This window comes from Kutzneria kofuensis, assembly GCF_014203355.1.
GTDB lineage: Bacteria > Actinomycetota > Actinomycetes > Mycobacteriales > Pseudonocardiaceae > Kutzneria > Kutzneria kofuensis.
The window spans coordinates 442,593-463,958 of the sequence record NZ_JACHIR010000003.1 but is presented as its reverse complement, the minus strand read 5'-3'; the positions used below and the strand labels follow the sequence as shown (position 1 = coordinate 463,958).

Here is a 21,366-nt window from a genome sequence, read left to right as displayed (position 1 = left end):
CGTCCCGGTCGGAAATCCTGGTCGCATGTCAGGAAAGAACGAGAACGCGCTGCGCGCGCTGCCGACTCCGCTGGTGCTGCCCAACGCCTGGGATCCGGCGTCCGCGGCCGCGATCCAGGCCGCCGGCGCGCAGGCGATCGCGACCACGAGCGGCGGGGTGTCGTGGTCGAGGGGTGTGCCCGACGCGGGCGGCATGAACAGGAGTGTTGCGCTGGAGGCGCTGCGCCGGATCGTGCAGGCCGTCACCGTGCCGGTGACGGCCGACATCGAAGGCGGCTACGGCGACACGCCCGAGGAAGTCGCCTGGACGGTCGCGGAGGTGGCGTCGATCGGGGCGCTCGGCGTGAACATCGAGGACAGTGCCGATGGAACTGTGCTGGATGTCGAGGCGCAGGTTGATCGGCTCGCCGCGGCGCGAGCGGCCGGCGACCTGGTGATCAATGCCCGGACCGACACGTTCCTGATGGGCTCGCGCAGTGTGGACGAGACGCTGGCCCGTGCGGAGCGCTACGCCGCGGCCGGGGCGGACGTGCTGTTCGTGCCGGGCGTGGTCGACCCGGCGGTGATCAAGGTGCTGGTCGACGGCCCGTTGCCGCTCAACGTCATGGCCCATCCCGGCGCGCCGACCGTGGCCGAGCTGGCGGCGCTGGGCGTGGCGCGGATCAGCGTCGGCACCGGGATCGCCCAGGCCGCCTACGGGCTGGCGGCCGCGGCGGCGCGCGAGCTGCTGACCGCCGGCACCTACGAGTCGCTGGGCGCGGCGATGGCGTACGGGGAGCTCAACGACTTGCTGCGGTGAACACCCAGCCGCCAGGCGATCCTGTTCGCCGCCGGCCCCGGCACGCCGACGGCGGCCAGCGCGGCGAGCAGGTCGTCCCGCGGCTCCGCCCAGTCCAGCCGGATCTTGTCGGCCAGCACCGCCCGGGCCAGCTCGCCGACGATCCCCGGCTCGTCGGCGAGCACCGCCGCGGCGGGAAAGGCGTGGGTCAGCCCATGGCCCAGTCCGTCGACCGGCGTGCCGTGCCGGCGGACCAGGTCGGCGACGTCGTCCGCGACCGCGTTGACGGCGATCTCCAGCGGCGCCCAGGCGCCCGGCGTCCGGTCATCGGCGTCCTGGTCGATGCCGACCAGCCGGGCCGCGCGCTCCACCACGTGGATCACGCCCTCCCAGTACGGGAGATGGGCGCGCAGCAGCAGGTGGTCCTGCCCGGCGGGCCCGATCTCCAACATGCCCGGGTCGCCGTCGAGGGTGATCGTCCGCCGGTACGTGTCGTCCACGACGGACTCCACGCCCGGCACCGCGTCGGCCCTGAGGTGCGCCAGCATCGCCGTCCAGTCGTACCCAGGACTGAACGGCATCCGCAGCGGCAGGCCGCCGTCGGCGACCAGCCGGTCCGCCCGACGGCGGCGGGCCCGCAGGTCGCTCGGCGCGGCCCGGAACACCTCACGCATCGCCCGGTTGAACTGGCGCAGGCTGCCGAACCCCGAGGCGAACGCCACCTCCGCGATGCTCAGGTCGGTGTCGTCGAGCAGCCGCCGGGCGAAGTGCGCCCGCCTGGACCGCGCGAACCCGTCCGGCGTGACGCCCAGGTGGTCGGCGAACAGCCGGCGCAGGTGCCGGGCCGAGATGCCCAGCCGGGCCCCGACCGCGTCCTCGTTGGCCTCGTCCAGCAGACCATTGATGATCAACTGCACCGCCCGGCACACCAGCTCGGGCGCGTCGTCGGGGACCGTGCCCGCCACGCGGTACGGCCGGCACCGCAGGCAAGCCCGGTAGCCGGCCGCCTCGGCCGAGGCGGCCAGTTCGAACGTGCGGACGTTCTCCGCGAGGGGCTTGGCGCCGCAGCCGGGCCGGCAGTAGATGCCGGTCGTGCGGACGGCGGAGTACGTGGTCACCGGCCCATGCTCGGCGCGTGACCCGATCGGGGTCCAGCCGTTTTCGGACCTGGCCGTGCGGGCCCGATGATGGGTTGGCTGCCCGGCCCGGGACACTCGACCGGTGACCGAGAGCGTGCTCCTCACCCAGCCCGTGTCCGCGCCCGGTGTGCTGCTGCTCGGCGGCGCCGAGGGCGGCCTGCACGAACGCGACGCGCGGGCGCTGCACGCCGAGGGCTACAACGTGCTGGCACTGGCCTACTTCGGCGCGCCGACGCTGCCGCCGGGGCTGGTGGACATCCCGCTGGAGTACTTCTTCGCCGCCGTGGACAAGATCGCCTCGTTCGCCGCGGGCAAGATCGGCATCGTCGGCGGTTCGCGCGGCGGCGAGGCGGCGCTGCTGGTCGCCGCCCACGACGACCGGGTCGGCGCGGTGGTCAGCGTGGCCGGCGGCGGGCTCATCACGCAGGGCATCGACTATCGGGCCGGGTCGCTGCTGGACATTCTCGCCACACCGGCGGCGTCGTGGACGCTGCGCCGCAAGCCGCTGGACTACCTGCCGTACGAGATCCGCGACGAACTGCGGGAGCAGGTGGCGAACGACGAGCCGGTGCGACTGCGGCTGGCGTTCCCGGACGTGCCGGAAGACGTGACCCCGTACCGGATCCCGGTGGAACGGATCGGCGGCCCGGTGCTGATGCTCTGCGGCAGCGACGACCAGAACTGGCCAACGGTCGAATACAGCCAGGCCGCCGCTGACGACGCGGACAACGTCGAGCTGCGGATCTACGAGGGCGCGGGCCACCCGCTCAACGGCCCGCCCGGGCAGCCCTACACCGACACGCTGGCGCCGGGGCCGGGCGTGCGGTTCGAGATGGGCGGCACGCCGGAGATCAACACCAAGGCGCGGGCCGCCGCGTGGTCCGCCACGCTGGAGTTCCTCCACGAGAACATCGGCGTCACCCGATAGGGTCCGGCGCTGTGCGTTCCCACGACTACGGCCGCGACGTGCTGGCCGGACCGAAGAAGCGCAGGCAGATCCCCGAGGTCGTGGCCGAACCGGGCGTGGTCGTGGAGGACCCGGCGTCCGGGTTCTGCGGCGCGGTCGTCCGGTTCGAGTCGGGCCACGTGGTGCTGGAGGACCGGCACGGCCGGCACCGGCTGTTCCCGCTGACACCGGCCGGCTTCCTGATCGACGGCGAGCCGGTGACGCTGGTCCGGCCGAAGGCCGAGCCGCCCCAGCGCCAAATGTCGGCGTCCGGGTCGGTGAAGGTCGAGGGCCTGCGGGCCCGCACGGCCCGGGACAGCCGGATCTGGGTGGAGGGCCTGCACGACGCGACGCTGGTGGAGCGCGTGTGGGGGCACGACCTGCGGGTCGAGGGTGTCGTGGTGGAGCCGCTGGACGGTGTGGACGTGCTGGCCGGGCGGATCGAGGAGTTCGGCACCGCCCCGAACCGGCGGCTGGGCGTGCTGGTGGACCACCTGGTCGAAGGTTCCAAGGAATCCCGGCTGGTCTCGTCGATCCGGGACGACAACGTGCTGGTGACCGGCCATCCCTACGTCGACATCTGGCAGGCGGTGAAGCCGGCCTCGGTCGGCATCCGGGCGTGGCCGGTGGTGCCGCGCGGGGTGCCGTGGAAGGAGGGCGTCTGCGAGGCGCTCGGCTGGGGCGACCCGACCGAGGGCTGGCGGCGGGTGCTGGCCGGCGTGCACGGCTTCCGCGACCTGGAGACGCCGCTGCTGGGGGCGGTCGAGCGGTTGATCGACTTCGTCACGGAACCGGTGTAGGTCACACGCGTGTCACGTGCGGGGTGGTCGCCCGATGGCGGCGGCCCGGTTCTGCCACGATGGGGGTATGGCCGCTCTGTTGTGGCTCCTGTTCGGCGTCGCGCTGGTGCTCGCCGAGGTGGTGTCCGGGGACTTCGTCCTCGTGATGCTGGGCGTCGCGGGGCTGGCGGCCGCGCTGGCCGACGTGATCGGCGGCAGCCTTGTCGTCGACGCGATCGTCTTCGCGGCCACGGCGCTGGTGGGGATCTTCGCCGTACGGCCGATTCTGCGCAGCCGGCTGATGTCGGGTCACGAGCACCTGAGCACCAACGTGCAGGCGCTCAAGGGCGTGCAGGCGGTGGTGCTGTCGACGGTCGACGAGCACGACGGCCGGGTGCGCATCAATGGTGAGGTGTGGTCGGCTCGGGCGTTCGAGCCGACGCAGCGGTTGGAGCCGGGCCGGCAGGTGATCGTCATGGACATCTCGGGAGCGACGGCAATCGTGTGGGCGGAGAACTGATGGAGGCAGCGACAGTGACCACGATCATCGTCGTGATCGTCATCATCCTGGTGGTGTTGACGATCGCGGTGAAGTCCGTGCTGATCATCCCGCAGGCGCAGGCGGCGGTGATCGAGCGGCTGGGCCGGTACCGGACCACCGCCACGCCGGGCCCGAAGCTGCTGATGCCGTTCCTGGACCGGGTGCGGGCCCGGATCGACCTGCGGGAGCAGGTGGTGTCCTTCCCGCCGCAGCCGGTGATCACCGAGGACAACCTGACGGTCTCCATCGACACCGTCGTGTACTTCCAGGTGACCGACCCGCGGGCGGCGGTCTACGAGATCTCCAACTACATCGTCGGCGTGGAGCAGCTGACCACCACGACGCTGCGCAACGTGGTCGGCGGCATGAGCCTGGAGCAGACGCTGACCTCCCGTGACTCGATCAACAACCAGCTGCGCGGGGTGCTGGACGAGGCGACCGGCCGGTGGGGCATCCGGGTGGCCCGGGTCGAGCTGAAGGCGATCGACCCGCCGCCGTCCATCCAGGACTCGATGGAGAAGCAGATGCGCGCCGACCGGGAGAAGCGCGCGATGATCCTGACCGCCGAGGGCCAGCGGGAGTCGGCGATCAAGACGGCCGAGGGCCAGAAGCAGGGCCAGATCCTGGCGGCCGAGGGCGCCAAGCAGGCGGCGATCCTGGCCGCCGAGGCCGACCGGCAGTCCCGGATCCTGCGCGCGGAGGGCGAGCGGGCGGCCCGTTTCCTGCAGGCCCAGGGCCAGGCCAAGGCGATCGAGAAGGTGTTCGCGGCGATCAAGGCGGGCCGGCCGACGCCGGAGGTGCTGGCCTACCAGTACCTGCAGACGCTGCCGCAGATGGCGCAGGGCGACGCCAACAAGGTGTGGCTGGTGCCGACCGACTACAGCAAGGCGCTGGAGGGTTTCGCCCGGCTGCTGGGCGCGCCCGGCGAGGACGGGGTGTTCCGCTACGAGCCGCCGGCGGCGGAGCCGGCCGCGCCCGCGGCCGAGGAGATGGACGAGTCGGTGGCCAACTGGTTCGACCCGCCGCAGCCGACGGAGGCCACGCAGGCGGTGCGGGCCGCCGAGCGGGCGGCCGCGGAGATCACCGCCGACCCGCCGGAGCCGCACGGCGGTTACACGGAGTTGTCGGACGGCCCGCGTTCCTGAGGCGGACCGAAGCCCCCGGACCCGGTCGGGTTCGGGGGCTTCCACATTTCCATGATTTCCGGCCGAGGCTCGCCCGCCCGGCCGGTCTGCAAAGCATTACCGAGATTTCCGCCACACCGACCGTGGGTGTCCGACTACGCGTCGAGACGCTCCAGGACGAGGAGGTCCGCCGTTTGGATTACCGGCTCCGGCGGCGCCCCTTCGGCCCGCCGGGCGGCCTCCTGCATCGCGGCCATGCCCTCGGCGATCTCCTCTTCCGACATATGTTGCAGGGTGGAAAAGGAACGGTGTCGAAATCGCTCGAAATAGGCGGGCAGGCTGGCGGCCACCTGCTGGTCGACCTGGTCGAGCCCGACGTAGCCGAGGCCGGCCTCGGCGAACTGGGCGATGACCTCGTCGAGCCGGGGGAAGACCATGTCGTCGACCTCGCGGGCGCGCGGGAAGTAGCGGTACCAGACGTGGTCGTGCATCTGGCCGGAGAACCCGCTGTGCACGCACAGCCGGGCGCCCGGCTTGAGCACCCGGGCCAGCTCCTTCACGCCCAGCATGCGGTGCTCGATGTGGTGCAGGACCAGGAACATTACGGACAAATCGCAGCTGTTGTCCGGTAATGGGATCGATTCGGCGCGACCGTCCAGATAGGTCACGGCGGGGTGCGGGTGCGCGGCCGCCGCGACCTCGCGCATACGGGCCGAGGGCTCCACGCCGTAGACGGGGCCGCCGAAGGTGTCGGCCAGCGCATCGCTGAACCGACCGGTTCCGGAACCCAGGTCGAGCACGGTCAGCGGGCGGCGCTCAGATGCGTTGCGCTCCAGCGCGGTCATCCACGTGACGACAGTCTTGGGCGGCAGCGCGCGTCCTCGTTCGTAGACTGCGTGCAGCCCCTCGTCGTAATCCACGTGAATATGCATGGAACAACCCTAGAGTTACCGATATGCCGCCGCACTGCTCCGGACGAGTGATAAGGGTGAAAATGGTTGCATGCGCTTCACCATCGTGACCGGACGGCAACAATTGACGGTTCTTCCGGACGTGAAATACGCGTCACGATCGGCGCACACGTGCTATCGAAGGGTGCCCGCCAATTCGGTGGGCGGCCGCGCGGGTGGCGGCCACGGTCGGTCACGCGCCGCGCTGTTTCGCGTCCGCCCGGTGACCGGACTGCTCCGAACGGTTCGACTGCGTTCACCTGTCGTGTGATGTGGGGTTTGATTGTTCGGTGATCAGCGGCCAACCCGGTGGTCCGGGGGCGGAGGAGGTCGGGGACGCGGTGCGCACCCGCGTCGCCGTAGAGGCCGCGCTCACGGGCAGTGACGATCCGGGGCATGCGCTGGCCGACGTTGTGTCGGCGCTGGAGGGCCTGGTCCGCGCGGCCAAGGCCACCGACGCGGTGGAGCTCGCCGAGTACGTCGTGGAGGCGTTGGCCTCGGCGCTGGCGCGGCTGCCCGAGCGGGTTCCGGTGTTGCGGGGGCTGGCCGATCGGGCGTTGGCCGCGCATGCCACGGCTTGCCGGCTGCACCAGGGTGACCCGTTGCGGCTGGCCCGGTGGCTGCTGTCGTTACAGGTGGAGCACCCGGAGGGGCCGCAGGTCCGGTTGACCGACTACGCCGGCGCGTTGGGCTCGGCAGGGCTGGCGGCGTATCGGGAGGCGGTGGAGTCGCTGTGCGCGCCGCTGCCGGTGCTGGAGTTCGCGCAGCGGCCGGTGTTCGACCGGCACCGGTGGGCGGTGCTGCGGGTGACCGAGGATCTCGCCGACCATCTGGGCGATGTCGACTTGCAGGTGGCGGCGCTGGCCAAGGACCTGTCCTCGGGCTGGCACTACCTGCGGATCGCGACACTGCTGCAGGAGGCCGGGCGGTCCGAGCAGGTGCTGGAGTGGGTCGGCCGCGGGCTGTCGGCCAGCGGCTGGCGCGGAGTGGCCTCGCGGCTGGTGGACGTCGCCGTGGACGAGTGCGTGCGGATGGGCTGGTTCGACCGGGCGGTCGCGATGCGGATGCGGATCTTCAGCAACCAGCCGGCGATGGAGACCTACCTGCGGCTGCGCACCGTCGCCGAGCACGCCGGCAGCTGGCCGGAGCATCGTGACGCCGTCGTGCGGCGGCTGGCCGAGGGAGCCTCGGATGTGGCCGTGAACTCCGTGCTGGTGCGGGTGCTCATCCACGACGACCAGCCGGAGGCGGCGTGGCAGACCGCCGTGGCGCACGGCTGCACCGACGAGGTGTGGGCGGAGTTGGCGCGCGTGCGGTCGGCCGATCACCCCGGCGACGCGATCGCGGTGTACCGAGGTTTGGTGGAGCAGGCGCTGGATGACGACACTCACGCCCACAACGAGGCACTGGTGGTGGAGTTGCTGGCGCAACTGCGGACGCTGTTCACGCGGACCGGCCGGCAGGACGCGTTCAACTCCTACCTCGACGGCGTGAAGGGCCGCCACGTCGCCGACCGGCAGCTGCTGGACGAGCTGACCAAGCGCGGCCTCTAGTCGCGCTTGCGGGAACGGAACGCCGCCACGTGCACGCGGTTGGCGCAGCGGGCCGAGCAGAACCGCTTGGCGCGGTTGGTCGAGGTGTCCAGGAAGAACTTGCCGCAGTCCTCGGCGGCGCAGCGTCCCCAGCGCTCCAGTCCGTAGTGGACGATGCCCTGCGCGATGCCCCACGACGCGGCGGCGGCGACCTCGGTGGCCGGCGGCTGGCCGGGGTCGGCCACGTGCACGTGCCAGTTCTCCTTCTCACTGTGGCCGGAGGACAGCTGCGGGCGTAGCGGGTGCGCGGCCAGCAGTGCGTTGGCTTCCTTCTGGACGGCCGCCCGGTCGGCGGCGACGGCCGCGGCCAGCGTGCGGCGCAGGCCGTCGGCGACCGGGCGCAGCGCGCGCAGGTCGGCCTCGTGCACGCGGTCGGCCCACCACGGTTCCTCGTACAGGGCCTCGCGCAGCCCGTCGACCTCGGTCAGGTCGGCGTTGGCCAGCCGCAGCGCGACGTCGAGGTAAGCGGCATTGTCCACGAGCGCACCTTACCGTAGGCTCCCGCCGTCAGGGATGAAAGCGGATATGGCTCATTACCGGAGGGGCGCATGGCGCTGTCGACCGAACGGTCGTCGCAGTTACGGCAGCTGTTGACGCTGGCCGTGCCGGCGCTGGGCGTGCTCGCCGCCGAACCGCTCTACCTGCTCGTGGACACCGCGGTGGTGGGCCACCTGGGAGCGGCGCAGCTGGCCGGGCTGTCGGTCGGCGCGATCGTGTTGGCGCAGATCGGCCAGCAGATGACGTTCCTGAGCTTCGGCACCACCGCGCGCTCGGCCCGCCTGCACGGCGCCGGGCGGCGGGCCGACGCGGTGGCCGAGGGCGTGCAGGCGACGTGGTTCGCCGTGATCGCCGGGCTGCTGCTACTCGTGGTCGGGCAGCTGCTGGCCGAGCCGATCGCGAGGCTGCTCGCCGGCGACGCGCGGTCCGCCGCGGCCGCCGTGGGATGGCTGCGGATCGCGCTGTTCGGCGCGCCGCTGGTGCTGGTCACCATGGCCGGCAACGGGTGGCTGCGCGGCGTGCAGGACATGCGTCGGCCGCTGTGGTTCGTGCTGGCGGGCAACGGCATCTCGGCGGTGCTGTGTCCGGTGCTCGTGCACGGCCTCGGGTGGGGCCTGAACGGCTCGGCGATCGCCAACGTCGTCGCGCAGCTGATCTCGGCGAGCCTGTTCGTGCGGGCGCTGCGGGCCGAGGGGGTGTCGCTCAGGCCGGTGCCGTCCCAGCTGCGCGCGCAGCTGACCTACGGCCGTGACCTGGCGCTGCTCGGCCTGGCGTTCCAGGCGTGCTGGGTGTCGGCCACGGCCGTCGCCGCGCACACCTCCGCCGCGGCTGTCGGGGCGCACCAGGTCGTGTTCCAGCTGTGGATGTTCCTGGCGTACGTGCTCGACGCCCTCGCGGTCGCCGCGCAGGCCCTGGTCGGCTCCGCCCTCGGCGCCGACGACCGCGACCGGGCCTACCGCGTCGCCTGGCAGGTCACCGGCTGCGGCCTCGTCTTCGGCATCGCCCTGTCCGCGCTGTTCGCCGCGTTGTCCGGCGTCCTGCCGCACGCCTTCACCACCGACGCCGCGGTGCTGTCCCAGATGCCCAAGGCGTGGTGGTTCTTCGTCGCCCTGCAACCCGTCGGCGGCATCGTGTTCGTGCTGGACGGCGTGCTGCTCGGCGCCGGCGACGCGAAGTTCCTGCGCACCGGCAACGCCTGCGCCGCAGTGTTCGGCTTCCTGCCGGTGGTGTGGGCGTCGTTGAGCCTGCACTGGGGACTGGTCGGCATCTGGTCCGCCCTGACAGTGTTCCTGCTGATCCGCCTCGCCAACGGCGTGCTGCGCCTGCGCTCGGGCCGTTGGGCGGTGCTGGGGGCCGTGCGCTGATCAGGCGGTGCCGCCGCCCCCGGTCTCCGGCGCTCCGACCGGTGTCACGCGCTTCGGCCGCGGCGCGGTGGCCGGCGGCTTCGGTGTGGTCGACGGTCCACCGGTGATGGTGAAGGTCTGGGTCACCGAGCCGCCCGGCGGGCACGACACCGTCACCTGGTAGACGCCGGGCTTCGTGATCACCTGACCGGTGCCGCTGTGCACGGTGTGCGAGCTGAGCTGCAGCTCGATGGGAGCGACGAAACCGGGCGAGGTCGCCATCCCGCCGCAGGGGTCGAGGACGTCCTGCGACTGCAGTTCGACCCGGATCTCGCCGCCCGGCCGCACTTCGCTCGGGTACAACGTCAGCGTGTAGGCGGACACCGGCTGGGCCGCCGCGGCGGACGCGCCCATCAGCATGGTGACGCCTAACAGGCCGACGATCACTTCTCTGCGTCGCATGATGTTTCCCCTTGTGTCGCACATGGGATCGATCGCTGGGAAGTGAACGCTTCGACAGGGCTATTCGGTTGCCTCGGTCAGCGCGGCGGCAACGGACTCCGGGCTCGCGGGCAGCAGGGGCAGGCGCACGTCCGGGGTGGGGATGCGGCCCTGGGCATGCAGCACGCCCTTGAGCACGGTCGGGTTGGGCTCGGCGAACAGGGCGGTCGCCAGCCGGGCCAGGGTGTGGCCGAGCGGGCGGGCGGTGGCCATGTCGCCCTTGTGCCAAGCCGACACGAGCCGGGCGAACTGCGCGGTGGCCAGGTGCGCGGAGGCGGTGATGCCGCCGCGTGCGCCGAGGGCGAGCATGGGCGACAGGTACGTGTCGTCGCCGGCGAAGACGGCGAAGTCCGGCGGGCAGTCGCCGAGCAGCGCGACGGCGTCCTCGGTCATGCCGCTGGCGACCTTGGCCCCGACGATGTCGGGAATCCGGCTGAGCGTCAGCAGGGTGGCGGCGCTGAGCGGCTGGGCCGTGCGGTGCGGCACGTGGTAGACGAGCAGCGGCACGGGGGTGTCGGCGGCGAGCCGGGTGAAGTGAGCGAGGACGCCGGCCTCGCCAGGGCGCACGTAGTACGGCACGGGCACGAGCGCGGCGTCGACGTGCGGATGTTCGGCGAGGGCTGTGGCGCTGGAGCGGGTGTCGTTGCTGCCGGCGCCAACGATGAGGGAGGCGCCGTGGTCGGCGCAGGCCTGCGCGCAGATGTCGAGGACGATGCGCTTCTCGTCGGCGTCGAGGGCGAAGGCCTCCGCCGTGGTGCCCAGCGCGACGATGCCGGCTGCGCCCTGCGTGAGGACGTCGTCGGCCAGCGCCGCGAGCGCGTCGGTGGCGATGCTGCCGTCAGCGGCGAACGGCGTGATCAGGGGGACGAGGATGCCTTCCATGCTGTTCAGCCTGCGGGCGGCGATCATGCAGGTCCAGTTCGTATTTGTACGGCTATACGTAAGCTGAGCTGATGCTTGATGTGCGTCGGCTGCGACTGCTGCGGGAACTGGCCCATCGCGGCACCATCGCCGCGGTCGCCGAGGCGGTCGCGTTCACGCCGTCGGCGGTGTCGCAGCAGCTCAGTGCCCTGGAGCGGGAGGCAGGTGTGCCGCTGCTGACGCGTAGCGGCCGCCGGGTCGTGCTCACACCGGCCGGCCGCAACCTCGTCCGGCACGCCGAGGCCGTGCTGGCGCAGTTGGAACGCGCCACCGCCGAGTTGGCGGGCGCACGCTCCGGCCTGTCGGGGTCGCTGCGGATCGGCGCGTTCCCCAGCGCGGGTCGCGTGATGGTGCCGGCGGCGCTGGCCGAGCTGGCTCGGCGGCATCCGGGGCTGGAGCCGATGGTCGTGGAGCTGGATCCCGCGCGGGTGGCCGACGCCCTGCGCGCCGGTGATCTCGACGTGGCGCTGGTGCACGAGTACGACTTCGCGCCCGTTCCCGCCGAGCCTGGTATCGCCGTGATACCGCTGTGCCGGGAGGCGATGTACCTGGCCACCGCCGACCCCGCGCTCGCGACGGTCGCCGATTGCCGTGACGAGCCGTGGATCCTGGCCGTGACCGGGACGCTGTGCCACCGGATGACCGTGCACGCCTGTCAGGCCGCCGGCTTCACCCCGCGCACCCGGCACCAGGTCGACGACTTCGCCACGGTGCTCGCGCTGGTCGCCGCCGGTCAGGGCGTGGCGCTGGTGCCGGAGCTGGGACTGGTCGATCGGCCGGACGGCGTGACGCTGACCCGGCTGTCGGTCGGCCGGCACACCCGCATCGCGCACCGCAGCGGCGCCGAGGACCACCCGGCGGTTCAGGCCTTCGCGGAGGCGATGGAGTCGGCAGTTCCCGAGGGTCTCTAGAACCCCGGCGGCCGCTGGTCGGCCCAGGGACGTGCTTGCTCGATCTGGGACGAAAGGGACAGCAGCGTGCACTCGTCGTGCGGACGGCCGACGAGCTGCACGGCGAGCGGCAGGCCGTCGGGGGTGAACCCGGCGGGCACGGACGCGGCGGGGTTGCCGGCGATGTTCCACTGCGGCAGGAACGCCGTGTACCGGTTGGCGGCCAGCAGCGTGGTCAGCGTGGACCGGCCCTGCCACTCGCCGACGCGGATCGGTGGCCGTGTGAGCGTGGGCGTCAGCAGCACGTCGGCGTGCGTGAAGATCTGGTTGGCGACCTGGGAGAACCGTTCCCCGAACCGCCGGGAGCGCACGACCAGCCAGCGCGGCACGGCCCGTCCCATCGCGGCGACCTGCCGGGTGCGGCGCTCCACGGCGCTGGGACGGTCCAGCGCGGCGACGGCCTCGGCGGCGCTGGACAGGTAGCGCGGGGCTAGCGCGAGCTGCGTGGTCGGGTCCAGCAGCGTCGGGTCCCGCTCGATGACCTCGTGCCCCAGTTCCCGCAGCAGCTCAGCCATCCCCAGCACGGCCGACCGCACGCGCTGGTCGACGGTCACGCCGGCGACCCACGGCTTGAGCGACACCGCGACACGCAGCTTGCCCGGCGGCGTCGCGGCCGCCTCGACGAAGCTCGTTCGCGGCGGGATCGCGGCCACCGGGTCGCTGGGCAGCGAGCCGCGGATCTGGTCGGCGACCAGCGCCCAGTCCCGCACGTGCCGGCTCAGCGGCCCGGCCACGACCATGCCCGTCCACAGTTCGCCGGACGGATGCAGCGACACTCGTCCACGCTGCGGCTTGAGGCCGTAGACGCCGGTGGAGGCGGCGGGGATGCGGATCGAGCCGGCCCCGTCGGAGCCGATCGCCGCGCCCGCCAACCCCGCGCACACGGCGCTGGCCGAGCCGCCGCTGGAGCCACCCGAGGTGTGGGCGGGCGACCACGGGTTGCGGGTCGCGCCCGCGAACGCCGACTCGGTGTACGGCCACAGCCCCAGCTCCGGCATCCGCGTGCGGCCCACGATGACCGCACCCGCCGCGCGCAGCCGGCGCACCACCTCCGAGTCGGACGGTTCGAGCTGGTCCACCGCGTACGTGCCGGTCGTCGTGGGCAGCCCGGCGATCGCCGAGTCCTCCTTCACGGCGATCGGCACACCCAGCAGCGGCGCATCCTCGCCGCGCGCCCGGCGCTCGTCGGCCGCCGCCGCGTGTTCCAGGGCCTGTTCGGCGAACACCAGGCGGTAGGCGTTGAGCTCGCGGTCGTGGCGGTCGATGCGGCGCAGCGTGGCGTCCACCAGCTCACGTGACGACAACTCGCCGGCGCGCAGCAGGTCGGCCTGGGCGGCGGCGCCGGCGAAACACGCGTCGGCGAGGTCCATGTGTCGACAGTAGGGCCGTTTCCTACATCCGGGCAGGGCGTCCGTGCCGCCACATGCCGAACTTCATCGCCAGGAAAGCCACCAGGATCAGCGGGAACGCGAAGCCGTGCGTGACCACGATCACCGCGGCCAGCACCGCCAGGACCGGCAGCACACGGGGGTCGAAGCGCGGCCGGCGGTCCCGCTGGGGCGGTGGCGTCGGTTTCGGGTCGGGCAGGTCGGCGGTCAACGGGGTCAGGTCGTCGAGATACCGGGCCGCGTAGGCGGCGGCGATGCGCTCCTCGGCCTCGGGCAGGGTGAGCAGGCCCTTGCCGACGGCCGCGTTGAGCCGGTCGACGACCTGTTCCCGGTCCTGGTCGGACGCCCTCATCTGAGTGGTCATGGCGTCCATGCTCCGCGCCCCATAGGGCACAGACGTCGGCTCGAAAGCGGCATGTCCGCGTACGTCGAGCGACGTAGGTCCATGATCGGGGCATGGGTCAGACATTTGTTGGAAGGACCGCGCTCGTGACCGGCGCGGGGCGGGGGATCGGCCGGGCGCTGGCGGTCGGGTTGGCCGCCGAGGGCGCCGACCTGGTGCTGGTCGCCCGGTCCCGGGACCAGCTCGAGGACACTGCCGCCCTGGTCGGCACCAACGCGCGGGTCATCCCCGCCGATCTCGGCGACCTGGCGCAGGTGGCCGAGGTCGCCGCTGAGGCCGGCCCTGTCGACATTCTTATCAACAACGCCGCCGTGCCGTGGCCGGCCGGCCCCACCGCCACGGTGGATCCGGCCGAGTTCGCCTACGCCGTCGCCGTGAATGTCACCGCCGTCGCCGCTCTGACCATCCACTTGCTGCCTGGCATGCTGCAGCGGGGGTGGGGCCGCATCGTCAACCTCTCCAGCGGCGCCGCGCAGGTGCCCGCCTTCCTCAACGGCGGCAACGCGTACACCACCACCAAGTCCGCCGTCGAGGGCCACAGCGTCAACCTCGCCGCGGAGCTGGCCGACACCGGCGTCACGGTCAACATCTACCGCCCCGGCACCGTCGACACGTCGATGATGACCTGGGTCCGCGACGGTGGCGGCCGGCGGATGGATCCCAAGGTCCACGAGTTCTTCGCCGACGTGCAGGATCGCGGCGACCTGCTCACCCCCGACCAGAGCGCCGGCTACCTGCTGGCCCGCCTGGCCGGCGACGACACCGGCCAGACCTGGCACGCCGCCGACGGCGTGATCGCCGAGCTGGCGGAGGAGAGCTGAGCCTCCGCCGCGAGTCTGCCGCCCGTCTCGTGTGATCTTCACCCGTGATCGACATACCTGCTGGCCTGCGGCGCGTCGCGGGCACCACAGGCGTGGTACCACAGCTAGGGTGATCATGTGGGTGATCGACGTCCGGGGTCCCGGCGAGCGCTGCTGGGGGATGCCGCCATCGCGATCCTCGCGCGCGAGGGCGGCCGTGGCCTGACCCATCGCGCGGTGGACCGGGAGGCAGGCGTGCCGCAGGGCACGACCAAGAACTACTTCCCGACGAGGGAGTCGCTGCTGGAGGCGGCGGCACGGCGAATGGCGGAGGAGCATCGCGCGGCCGTGGAGCGGCTGCACAGCACGACGCCCGAACACGTGTCGCCCAGCCAGCTCGGGGAGCTGTACCCGGCGCTGCTGCACCGCGCCGTCAACGGCGATCCGACGCAGCTGCTGGCGATGGCGGAGCTGTACCTGGAGGCGGTCCGCCGCCCGGGCGTGCGGCAGGCGCTGGGGGAAATGGCGATCGCCAATGCGGAGTCGGCGGTGGCGCTGCACCGGGTGGCGGGACTGGACAGCTCGACCCGCGATGTCGGCGTGCTCGACGCCTATCTGCTGGGAATCTCGTTGTCGCTTCTGGCTCTGCCGCCGGACGCGCTGCGCAGGATCGGGTTGGACGACCCCTATTCGCTCGGTCTCGGGGCGTTCGCGGCGACCGTCTCCCGGCCCGCGGGCGGCGATACCGAGATCGCCGGACAGGAATGCTCCTAAACGCATTTCACCCGGCTGGACGAATTGTTTTCACGCATTCCTGTGTCATCCTGGCGTTCGTGCATGACCGGCAGGTGAGCACGTCCGTGCTGGTGGACGTGGTCTACGTACTGGGCGGCGACGTGGTTTCCACCCCGGCCGCCCAGCTACTGGGCGATGCCGAGACCGCGGAGCGACTGCTGGCCGCGGCGGCCCTGATGGGCATTGCCCGTCAGATTATGCATGAAATCGTGGCGGCGAACGGACTGCCGATCGAACAGGCCCGCCGACTGGCCGTGGAGGCGGCGACCGCGGCCGGGTGGATTTCCGGTGAAGACGGCGGGACGGAATGGTTGCGCGCCGGCTGATCAGCGCGTGCGAATGACGGTGTCCGCGACAAAGGCGCTCGGCACGGAAGGCGCCTTGCCACAACTGGTCGGACGGGCCGGCGGCAGCGGGTGTTCCGTCACGGTGACGGCCCATTCCCGGCCATCCGAATGAGAGACGACGGTGCCGTCGGCGGATACCGACAACGACTCGGCGTCCACTTCTCCCAGCAGTTCCCGCACTGCCAGCTCGGCCACCTGCGCCGGCCGTGACCAGCAGGAACGTCCCCGGTTGCCGGCCAGCACGACGTCGCCGGAATCGAGCAGCCGCTGCCCGTCGGCCGGTGTTACCCGGCCGTGGAGATATCCGGTCGGCAGCAGGACGGCGGTCGGCGCGAAACGGTGGCCGCCGGTGTGGGTGGTCTCCCAGACCCGGCCTGGATTCGCCGCGGCCAGCGCACCGGCGAGCGGGCGGCCCTGCACCGCGCAGCACACGTCCCGGCGGCCGTTGGTGCACACCAGCAGCACCGACTCCTCGACCTGGCTGCCCAGACCGACGTGCTGCCCGGCGCCGGCGGCGCGGAAGTCCAGGTCCAGCAGCTGCTTCGGGTCGGTCAGCACTGTCGACTCCAGCCAGCACGCCCCGGGCCGCGTGGAGGCGAGGTAGACCTGGCGGGGCTGGGCGTGGTGGTGGTCGGCATGCGTGCCGGGCCGACGGATCAGCACGATGCGCACTCCGCTGCCCGCCGCGTGCTCAGTCAGCTCAGCGGCCAGAGCGCCGTCGAAGTGGCTGTCACGTAAGGCGTCGTGGCCCCACGGACCCGGCTGCTCGATGCACAGCCAGGCGGTGGCCACGGATGCGGTTCCGGCGGGCGGCTCACCCAGCACCGCGGACAGTGCCGAGCAGCTGCCGGATGTGTCATGCACCTACGCAAGGCTACAACCGGGTGATCTCCGGTGCCGTCGCTTTAGGCTGGCGGTCGTGATCGAGGACTGGTCCGACGAGGTAACCCAGATCCAGCGCCGCCGCGAGCACGCGGCCGGCCTCGGCGGACCGGACAAGATCGCCCGCCAGCACGCCAGCGGCCGGATGACCGTGCGGGAACGGATCGCGGCGCTGGCCGACGAGGGCAGTTTCGCCGAGATCGGGGCGCTGGCCGGATTCGCCAACGCCGACGGAACCGTCACGCCCGCGAACTTCGTCGCCGGCACGGCACGCGTCGACGGCCGCAAGGTGGTGCTCGGCGCGGACGACTTCACCGGGCGCGGCGGCTCCGGCGACGCGGCCATCCACGCCAAGCAGGTGTATTCCGAGCAGCTGGCCGGCCAGTTCCGGCTGCCGCTGATCCGCCTGCTCGACGGGGCCAGCGGCGGCGGCAGCGTGAAGATGATCGAGCGGGCCGGCTACAGCTACGTGCCGGTCAACCCGGGCTGGGACCACGTCGTCGACAACCTGTCCACGGTGCCGGTGGTGTCGGCCTGCCTGGGGCCCGTGGTCGGCATCGGCGCGGCACGGGCGGTGATGTCCCACCTGTGCGTGTTCGTGGCGGGCCTCGCGCAACTGTTCGTCGCCGGCCCGCCGGTGGTGCGCGGCGGCATCGGCGAGGACGTCGACAAGGAACAGCTCGGCGGCGCGGAGGTGCACCGCCGCAACGGCAACGTGGACCGCTTCGTGGCCACCGAGGCCGAGGCGTTCGCCGTGATCCGGCGGTTCCTGTCCTACCTGCCGTCCAGCGTGCACGAGCTGCCGCCCGTCACGACCTGCGACGATCCGACCTCACGGGCCGAGCAGACCCTGCTGTCGGCGATCCCGCGCAACCCGCGTCGCCCGTACCGCATCGCGCCCATCCTCGACGCCGTCTTCGACACGGGCTCCGTGTTCCGCTACGCCGACTACGGCGGCGCCACCGTCACGGCACTGGCCCGCCTGGACGGCCACCCCGTCGGCGTCGTCGCCACGGACCCCTACCGCGGCAACACGCTGTCCGCCGCCGGCGCGCTCGCCCTGACCCGCCTGGTCGACCTGTGCGAGACGTTCCACCTGCCCATCGTCAGCCTCACCGACCAGGGCGGCATGACCATCGGCACCGCCGCCGAACGCGCCGGCACGCTGCGGGTCGGCGCCCGCGCCATCAGCGCCGTCTACCAGGCGCGCGTGCCGCAGGCCGAGCTGATCCTGCGCCGCGTGTACGGGGTCGGCGGCGCCGGCATCGTCAACCGCCACCGCGGCGGCCGCAGCTGGGCCTGGCCGTCCGGCGACTGGGGCTCGCTGCCGGCCAAGGGCGGCATCGAGGCGGCCTACCGCGCCGAGCTGGCGCAGTCACAAGACCCCGAGGCCGACCTGGAAGCCATCCAGACCCGGCTGGCCGCGCTGACGTCACCGTTCCGCACCGCCGAGCACTTCGGCGTGCAGGACATCATCGACCCGAGGCAGAGCCGGGCCCTGCTGTGCGAGTGGGTGCACGACGCCTACCGGCTACTGCCCGCGGTGGTGGGGTCACCCAGTTGGGGAACCCGGCCCTAGTGGCATGATCGCCCCGGTGCGCTTCTACGCCGACCTGCACATCCACTCGAAGTACTCCCGGGCATGCAGCCGCGACTGCGATCTCGAGCACCTGACCTGGTGGGCCCAGCGCAAGGGCATCAGCCTCGTCGGCACAGGCGACTTCACCCATCCCGCCTGGTACGACCACCTGCGCGAGACCCTGGTGCCGGCCGAGCCCGGCCTGTTCAAGCTGCGTCCCGAGCTCGACCGCGACATCGCCCGCACGCTGCCGCCCAGCTGCGTCGGCGACGTCCGCTTCATGCTCAGCGTCGAGATCTCCACGATCTACAAGCGGGACGACCGCACCCGCAAGGTGCACCACCTGATCTACATGCCCTCCTTCGACGCCGCCGCCGAGTTCAACAAGCGGCTGGGCAAGATCGGCAACCTCGGCTCCGACGGCCGCCCCATCCTCGGCCTGGACTCCCGCGACCTGCTGGAGATCACCCTGGAGAGCGGCGAGGGCTCCTACCTGGTGCCCGCCCACGTCTGGACGCCGTGGTTCGCGGTGCTCGGCTCCAAGTCCGGCTTCGACGCCATCGCCGACTGCTACGCCGACCTGGCCGACCACGTGTTCGCCGCCGAGACCGGCCTGTCCAGCGACCCCGAGATGAACTGGCGCGTCTCCGGCCTGGACCAGTACACGCTGGTCAGCAACTCCGACGCGCATTCGCCGCCGGTGCTCGGCCGCGAGGCGACGGTCTTCGACACGGACATGGACTACTACGCCGTGCGCCGCGCGCTGGAGACCCGGCAGGGCTTCGCCGGCACCGTCGAGTTCTTCCCCGAGGAGGGCAAATACCACTCCGACGGGCACCGCAAGTGCGACGTGCGCTTCGACCCGGCCGAGACCATCGCCCACAACGGCCTGTGCCCCGAGTGCGGCAAGCCGCTCACGGTCGGCGTGCTCAGCCGCATCCAGGAGCTGGCCGACCGCGAGGTCGGCTACCGGCCCGCCGACGCCGTCGACTTCCGCAGCCTCATCCCGCTGCCGGAGATCATGAGCGAGCTGCTCGGCGTCGGCCCCAAGAGCAAGAAGGTGCTGTCCGAGATCGCCACGCTGACCGCGGCGCACGGCCCCGAGCTGGCGATTCTCGACGACGTGCCACTGGACGACCTCAGCGCCTCGAACCCGCTGCTGGGCGAGGCGATCGGCCGGCTGCGCCGCGGCGAGGTCGTCCGCGAGGCCGGCTACGACGGCGAGTACGGCGTGATCCGGCTGTTCGAGCCGGGGGAGCTGTCCAAGGCGTCCGGATCGGTGTCGCTGTTCGACGACGACCTGTTCGCAGCGCCGGAACCGGCCAAGCCGAAGCGCGTGACGAAGCCGGCTCCGGCCGAGGAACCGATCGCTGCCGAGCCGGTGCCGGCCGACAGCGAGCCCGAGCTGTTCGAGCCGGAGCCCCAGGCCGGTGAGGCCGCCTCCCTGCTCGATGGCCTCGACCCCGACCAGCGGGCCGCTGCGGCCGTGCCGTCCGGGCCGCTCCTGATCATCGCCGGTCCTGGCACCGGCAAGACGCGCACCCTGACCCACCGCATCGCTCACCTCGTCACCGAACGCGGCGTGCCGGCCTCGCAGTGCCTGGCCATCACCTTCACCCGCCGCGCCGCAGCGGAGCTGGCCGAACGCCTGGAAGCCCTGGTCGGGCCACAAGCGCGGGACCTCACCGTGGCGACTTTCCACTCGCTCGGCGTCCGGATCCTGCGCGAGCAGCACGCCCGCGTCGGCCTCACCGCACGCTTCGGCATCGCCGACGAGACCGTCGTCCAGGAACTGCGCGACGAGCACGGCGACACGTACAAGAAGGAGCTGCACGCCCGCGACCTCGTCGACTTCGACGACCTGATTGAGATGCCGGTCGACCTGTTGGCCGGCGACACCTCGCTGATCGAGCACTACCGAGCCCGCTGGCCATGGGTCAGCGTCGACGAGTACCAGGACGTCGACGAGACCCAGTACCGGCTGCTGCGCCTGCTGTGCGCCGCCGACGGCAATCTCACCGCCATCGGCGACCCCGACCAGGCCATCTACCGGTTCCGCGGCGCCGACGTCGGCTTCTTCCTGCGATTCCAGGAGGACTTCCCGGGCGCCACCCGCGTGCAGCTGGGCCGCAACTACCGCTCCAGCAAGCACATCCTCGCCGGCGCCGTGCAGGCCATCACCCCGACCACGCTGGTCGAGGACCGTTCCCTGGAGCCGTGCGGCTCGCACGCCGAACACGCGCTGATCGGCGTGCACCACGCCATCGACGAGCAGGCCGAGGCCAGCTTCGTCGCCCGCACCATCGACCAGCTGCTCGGCGGCTCCTCGTTCCACTCCCTCGACAGCGGCCGCGTCGCCGGCGACGGCACACAGGGCCTGTCGTTCAACGACTTCGCCGTGCTGTACCGGACCAGCAGCCAGGCCCGCGCGGTCATGGAGGCCCTGACCCGCGCCGGCGTGCCCTTCCAGAAACGCTCCCACGACCGGCTCACCGACCGTCCCGGCGTCCGAGCCGTGGCTCGGGAACTGGGCCTGGTCGGCCTGCACGGCTCCGTCGTCGACCGCGTCCGCCAGGCAGCACATGGCATCGACGACGAGGACGCCTTCAGCGCGCTGGAACTGCTCATGCCCCTGGCCACGCGCTGCGGCGACGACGTGGCGCAGTTCCTGTCCGGGCTGGCCCTCGGCGCCGAGGTCGACACCTGGGACCCGCGCGCCGACCGGGTGTCGCTGCTGACCCTGCACGCCTCCAAGGGGCTGGAGTTCCCGGTGGTGTTCCTCGTCGGCTGCGAGGACGGGCTGCTGCCGATGCGGTGGCCGGGGGAGGACCCCGACCCCGAGGCCGTCAACGAGGAGCGTCGGCTGTTCTTCGTCGGCATGACCCGCGCGCAGCAGCACCTCTACCTCAGCCACGCCGCGTCCCGGGTCCGCAACGGCGCCACCCGCAAGGCCGCCCCGTCCCCGTTCCTCTCATCCATCAGCCCCTCAGTCACCGAACGCATCGGCGAGGCTGTCCCCAAGAAGCGCAAACCCAAGCAAGAAAGCCTTTTCTAAGCGCTTCAGGTGCTGTGAAAGGACCATTCCTAACGTTCAACGTGTGGAATGGTCC

General features: G+C 72.0%; 21 protein-coding genes. 13 read left to right on the top strand and 8 right to left on the bottom strand.

Annotation, left to right across the window (positions count from 1 at the left end):
- Window positions 1-25: 25 nt before the first annotated feature.
- Entirely contained in the window at window positions 26-799 is a 774-nt protein-coding gene (locus BJ998_RS44235; protein WP_184870149.1) for an isocitrate lyase/PEP mutase family protein, read from the top strand.
- On the opposite strand, the gene BJ998_RS49465 is transcribed toward BJ998_RS44235, so the two are convergent.
- Window positions 742-1,896 carry a bifunctional transcriptional activator/DNA repair enzyme AdaA gene (locus BJ998_RS49465; protein WP_184870148.1) on the bottom strand — a complete coding sequence of 385 codons (1,155 nt, stop codon included), beginning with the start codon at window positions 1,894-1,896 and terminating at the stop codon, window positions 742-744. The two genes, BJ998_RS44235 and BJ998_RS49465, sit on opposite strands and share 58 nt — an antisense overlap.
- A 103-nt stretch (window positions 1,897-1,999) precedes the next feature.
- On the opposite strand from BJ998_RS49465, the gene BJ998_RS44225 reads away from it, so the two are divergent.
- The 4 genes from BJ998_RS44225 (at window position 2,000) to BJ998_RS44210 (ending at window position 5,328) form a co-directional block, all read left to right on the top strand.
- The gene (locus tag BJ998_RS44225; protein WP_184870147.1) at window positions 2,000-2,845 is read left to right on the top strand and encodes an acyl-CoA thioester hydrolase/BAAT C-terminal domain-containing protein; all 846 of its coding nucleotides are present in this window, start codon (window positions 2,000-2,002) and stop codon (window positions 2,843-2,845) included.
- A gap of 11 nt (window positions 2,846-2,856) precedes the next feature.
- Window positions 2,857-3,663 carry a DUF3097 domain-containing protein gene (locus BJ998_RS44220; RefSeq protein ID WP_184870146.1) on the top strand — a complete coding sequence of 269 codons (807 nt, stop codon included), beginning with the start codon at window positions 2,857-2,859 and terminating at the stop codon, window positions 3,661-3,663.
- Between the two features lie 67 nt (window positions 3,664-3,730).
- Window positions 3,731-4,162 (top strand): NfeD family protein, encoded by a 432-nt coding sequence (locus tag BJ998_RS44215; protein WP_184870145.1) that lies wholly within the window; start codon window positions 3,731-3,733, stop codon window positions 4,160-4,162.
- The gene (locus tag BJ998_RS44210) at window positions 4,162-5,328 is read left to right on the top strand and encodes an SPFH domain-containing protein (protein WP_184870144.1); all 1,167 of its coding nucleotides are present in this window, start codon (window positions 4,162-4,164) and stop codon (window positions 5,326-5,328) included. Before BJ998_RS44215 ends, BJ998_RS44210 begins: the two co-directional genes overlap by 1 nt.
- A gap of 134 nt (window positions 5,329-5,462) precedes the next feature.
- Here the strand turns inward: BJ998_RS44210 and BJ998_RS44205 are convergent, their stop codons facing one another.
- Window positions 5,463-6,227 (bottom strand): class I SAM-dependent methyltransferase, encoded by a 765-nt coding sequence (locus BJ998_RS44205; protein WP_184870143.1) that lies wholly within the window; start codon window positions 6,225-6,227, stop codon window positions 5,463-5,465.
- 320 nt (window positions 6,228-6,547) lie between these two features.
- Between BJ998_RS44205 and BJ998_RS44200 the strand changes: the two genes are divergently transcribed.
- Entirely contained in the window at window positions 6,548-7,810 is a 1,263-nt protein-coding gene (locus tag BJ998_RS44200; RefSeq protein WP_184870142.1) for a hypothetical protein, read from the top strand.
- On the opposite strand, the gene BJ998_RS44195 is transcribed toward BJ998_RS44200, so the two are convergent.
- On the bottom strand, window positions 7,807-8,328 hold the full coding sequence (locus BJ998_RS44195; protein WP_184870141.1) for a CGNR zinc finger domain-containing protein: 522 nt from the start codon (window positions 8,326-8,328) through the stop codon (window positions 7,807-7,809). The genes BJ998_RS44200 and BJ998_RS44195 overlap by 4 nt on opposite strands.
- 69 nt (window positions 8,329-8,397) lie before the next feature.
- On the opposite strand from BJ998_RS44195, the gene BJ998_RS44190 reads away from it, so the two are divergent.
- Window positions 8,398-9,711 (top strand): MATE family efflux transporter, encoded by a 1,314-nt coding sequence (locus BJ998_RS44190; RefSeq protein WP_184870140.1) that lies wholly within the window; start codon window positions 8,398-8,400, stop codon window positions 9,709-9,711.
- On the opposite strand, the gene BJ998_RS44185 is transcribed toward BJ998_RS44190, so the two are convergent.
- Window positions 9,712-10,152, bottom strand: a complete 441-nt coding sequence (locus tag BJ998_RS44185) for a phage tail tube protein (RefSeq protein ID WP_184870139.1) — start codon at window positions 10,150-10,152, stop codon at window positions 9,712-9,714.
- Between the two features lie 60 nt (window positions 10,153-10,212).
- Entirely contained in the window at window positions 10,213-11,073 is an 861-nt protein-coding gene (gene dapA / locus BJ998_RS44180; protein ID WP_246490115.1) for a 4-hydroxy-tetrahydrodipicolinate synthase, read from the bottom strand.
- Between the two features lie 71 nt (window positions 11,074-11,144).
- Here dapA and BJ998_RS44175 point away from each other — a divergent pair, with 71 nt between their 5' ends.
- Window positions 11,145-12,023, top strand: a complete 879-nt coding sequence (locus BJ998_RS44175; RefSeq protein WP_184870137.1) for a LysR family transcriptional regulator — start codon at window positions 11,145-11,147, stop codon at window positions 12,021-12,023.
- Here the strand turns inward: BJ998_RS44175 and BJ998_RS44170 are convergent.
- Complete coding sequence (locus BJ998_RS44170) at window positions 12,020-13,432, bottom strand: amidase (RefSeq protein WP_184870136.1); 1,413 nt, start codon at window positions 13,430-13,432, stop codon at window positions 12,020-12,022. The genes BJ998_RS44175 and BJ998_RS44170 overlap by 4 nt on opposite strands.
- 22 nt (window positions 13,433-13,454) lie before the next feature.
- A complete protein-coding gene (locus tag BJ998_RS44165) occupies window positions 13,455-13,814 on the bottom strand; it encodes a DUF1707 SHOCT-like domain-containing protein (RefSeq protein WP_221339634.1) in 360 nt (119 codons plus the stop codon).
- A 125-nt stretch (window positions 13,815-13,939) separates the two neighbouring features.
- Between BJ998_RS44165 and BJ998_RS44160 the strand changes: the two genes are divergently transcribed.
- The 3 genes from BJ998_RS44160 (at window position 13,940) to BJ998_RS44150 (ending at window position 15,774) form a co-directional block, all read left to right on the top strand.
- Entirely contained in the window at window positions 13,940-14,674 is a 735-nt protein-coding gene (locus BJ998_RS44160) for an SDR family NAD(P)-dependent oxidoreductase (RefSeq protein WP_184870134.1), read from the top strand.
- Between the two features lie 117 nt (window positions 14,675-14,791).
- Complete coding sequence (locus BJ998_RS44155; protein ID WP_184870133.1) at window positions 14,792-15,427, top strand: TetR/AcrR family transcriptional regulator; 636 nt, start codon at window positions 14,792-14,794, stop codon at window positions 15,425-15,427.
- A 59-nt stretch (window positions 15,428-15,486) separates the two neighbouring features.
- Complete coding sequence (locus BJ998_RS44150; RefSeq protein WP_184870132.1) at window positions 15,487-15,774, top strand: hypothetical protein; 288 nt, start codon at window positions 15,487-15,489, stop codon at window positions 15,772-15,774.
- On the opposite strand, the gene BJ998_RS44145 is transcribed toward BJ998_RS44150, so the two are convergent.
- Window positions 15,775-16,659: a ferredoxin family protein gene (locus BJ998_RS44145; RefSeq protein WP_184870131.1), complete on the bottom strand. Its 885-nt coding sequence runs from the start codon at window positions 16,657-16,659 to the stop codon at window positions 15,775-15,777.
- A 55-nt stretch (window positions 16,660-16,714) separates the two neighbouring features.
- On the opposite strand from BJ998_RS44145, the gene BJ998_RS44140 reads away from it, so the two are divergent.
- Window positions 16,715-18,256: an acyl-CoA carboxylase subunit beta gene (locus BJ998_RS44140; RefSeq protein WP_312890677.1), complete on the top strand. Its 1,542-nt coding sequence runs from the start codon at window positions 16,715-16,717 to the stop codon at window positions 18,254-18,256.
- 4 nt (window positions 18,257-18,260) lie between these two features.
- A complete protein-coding gene (locus BJ998_RS44135; RefSeq protein WP_221339632.1) occupies window positions 18,261-21,311 on the top strand; it encodes a UvrD-helicase domain-containing protein in 3,051 nt (1,016 codons plus the stop codon).
- Window positions 21,312-21,366: the final 55 nt, after the last annotated feature.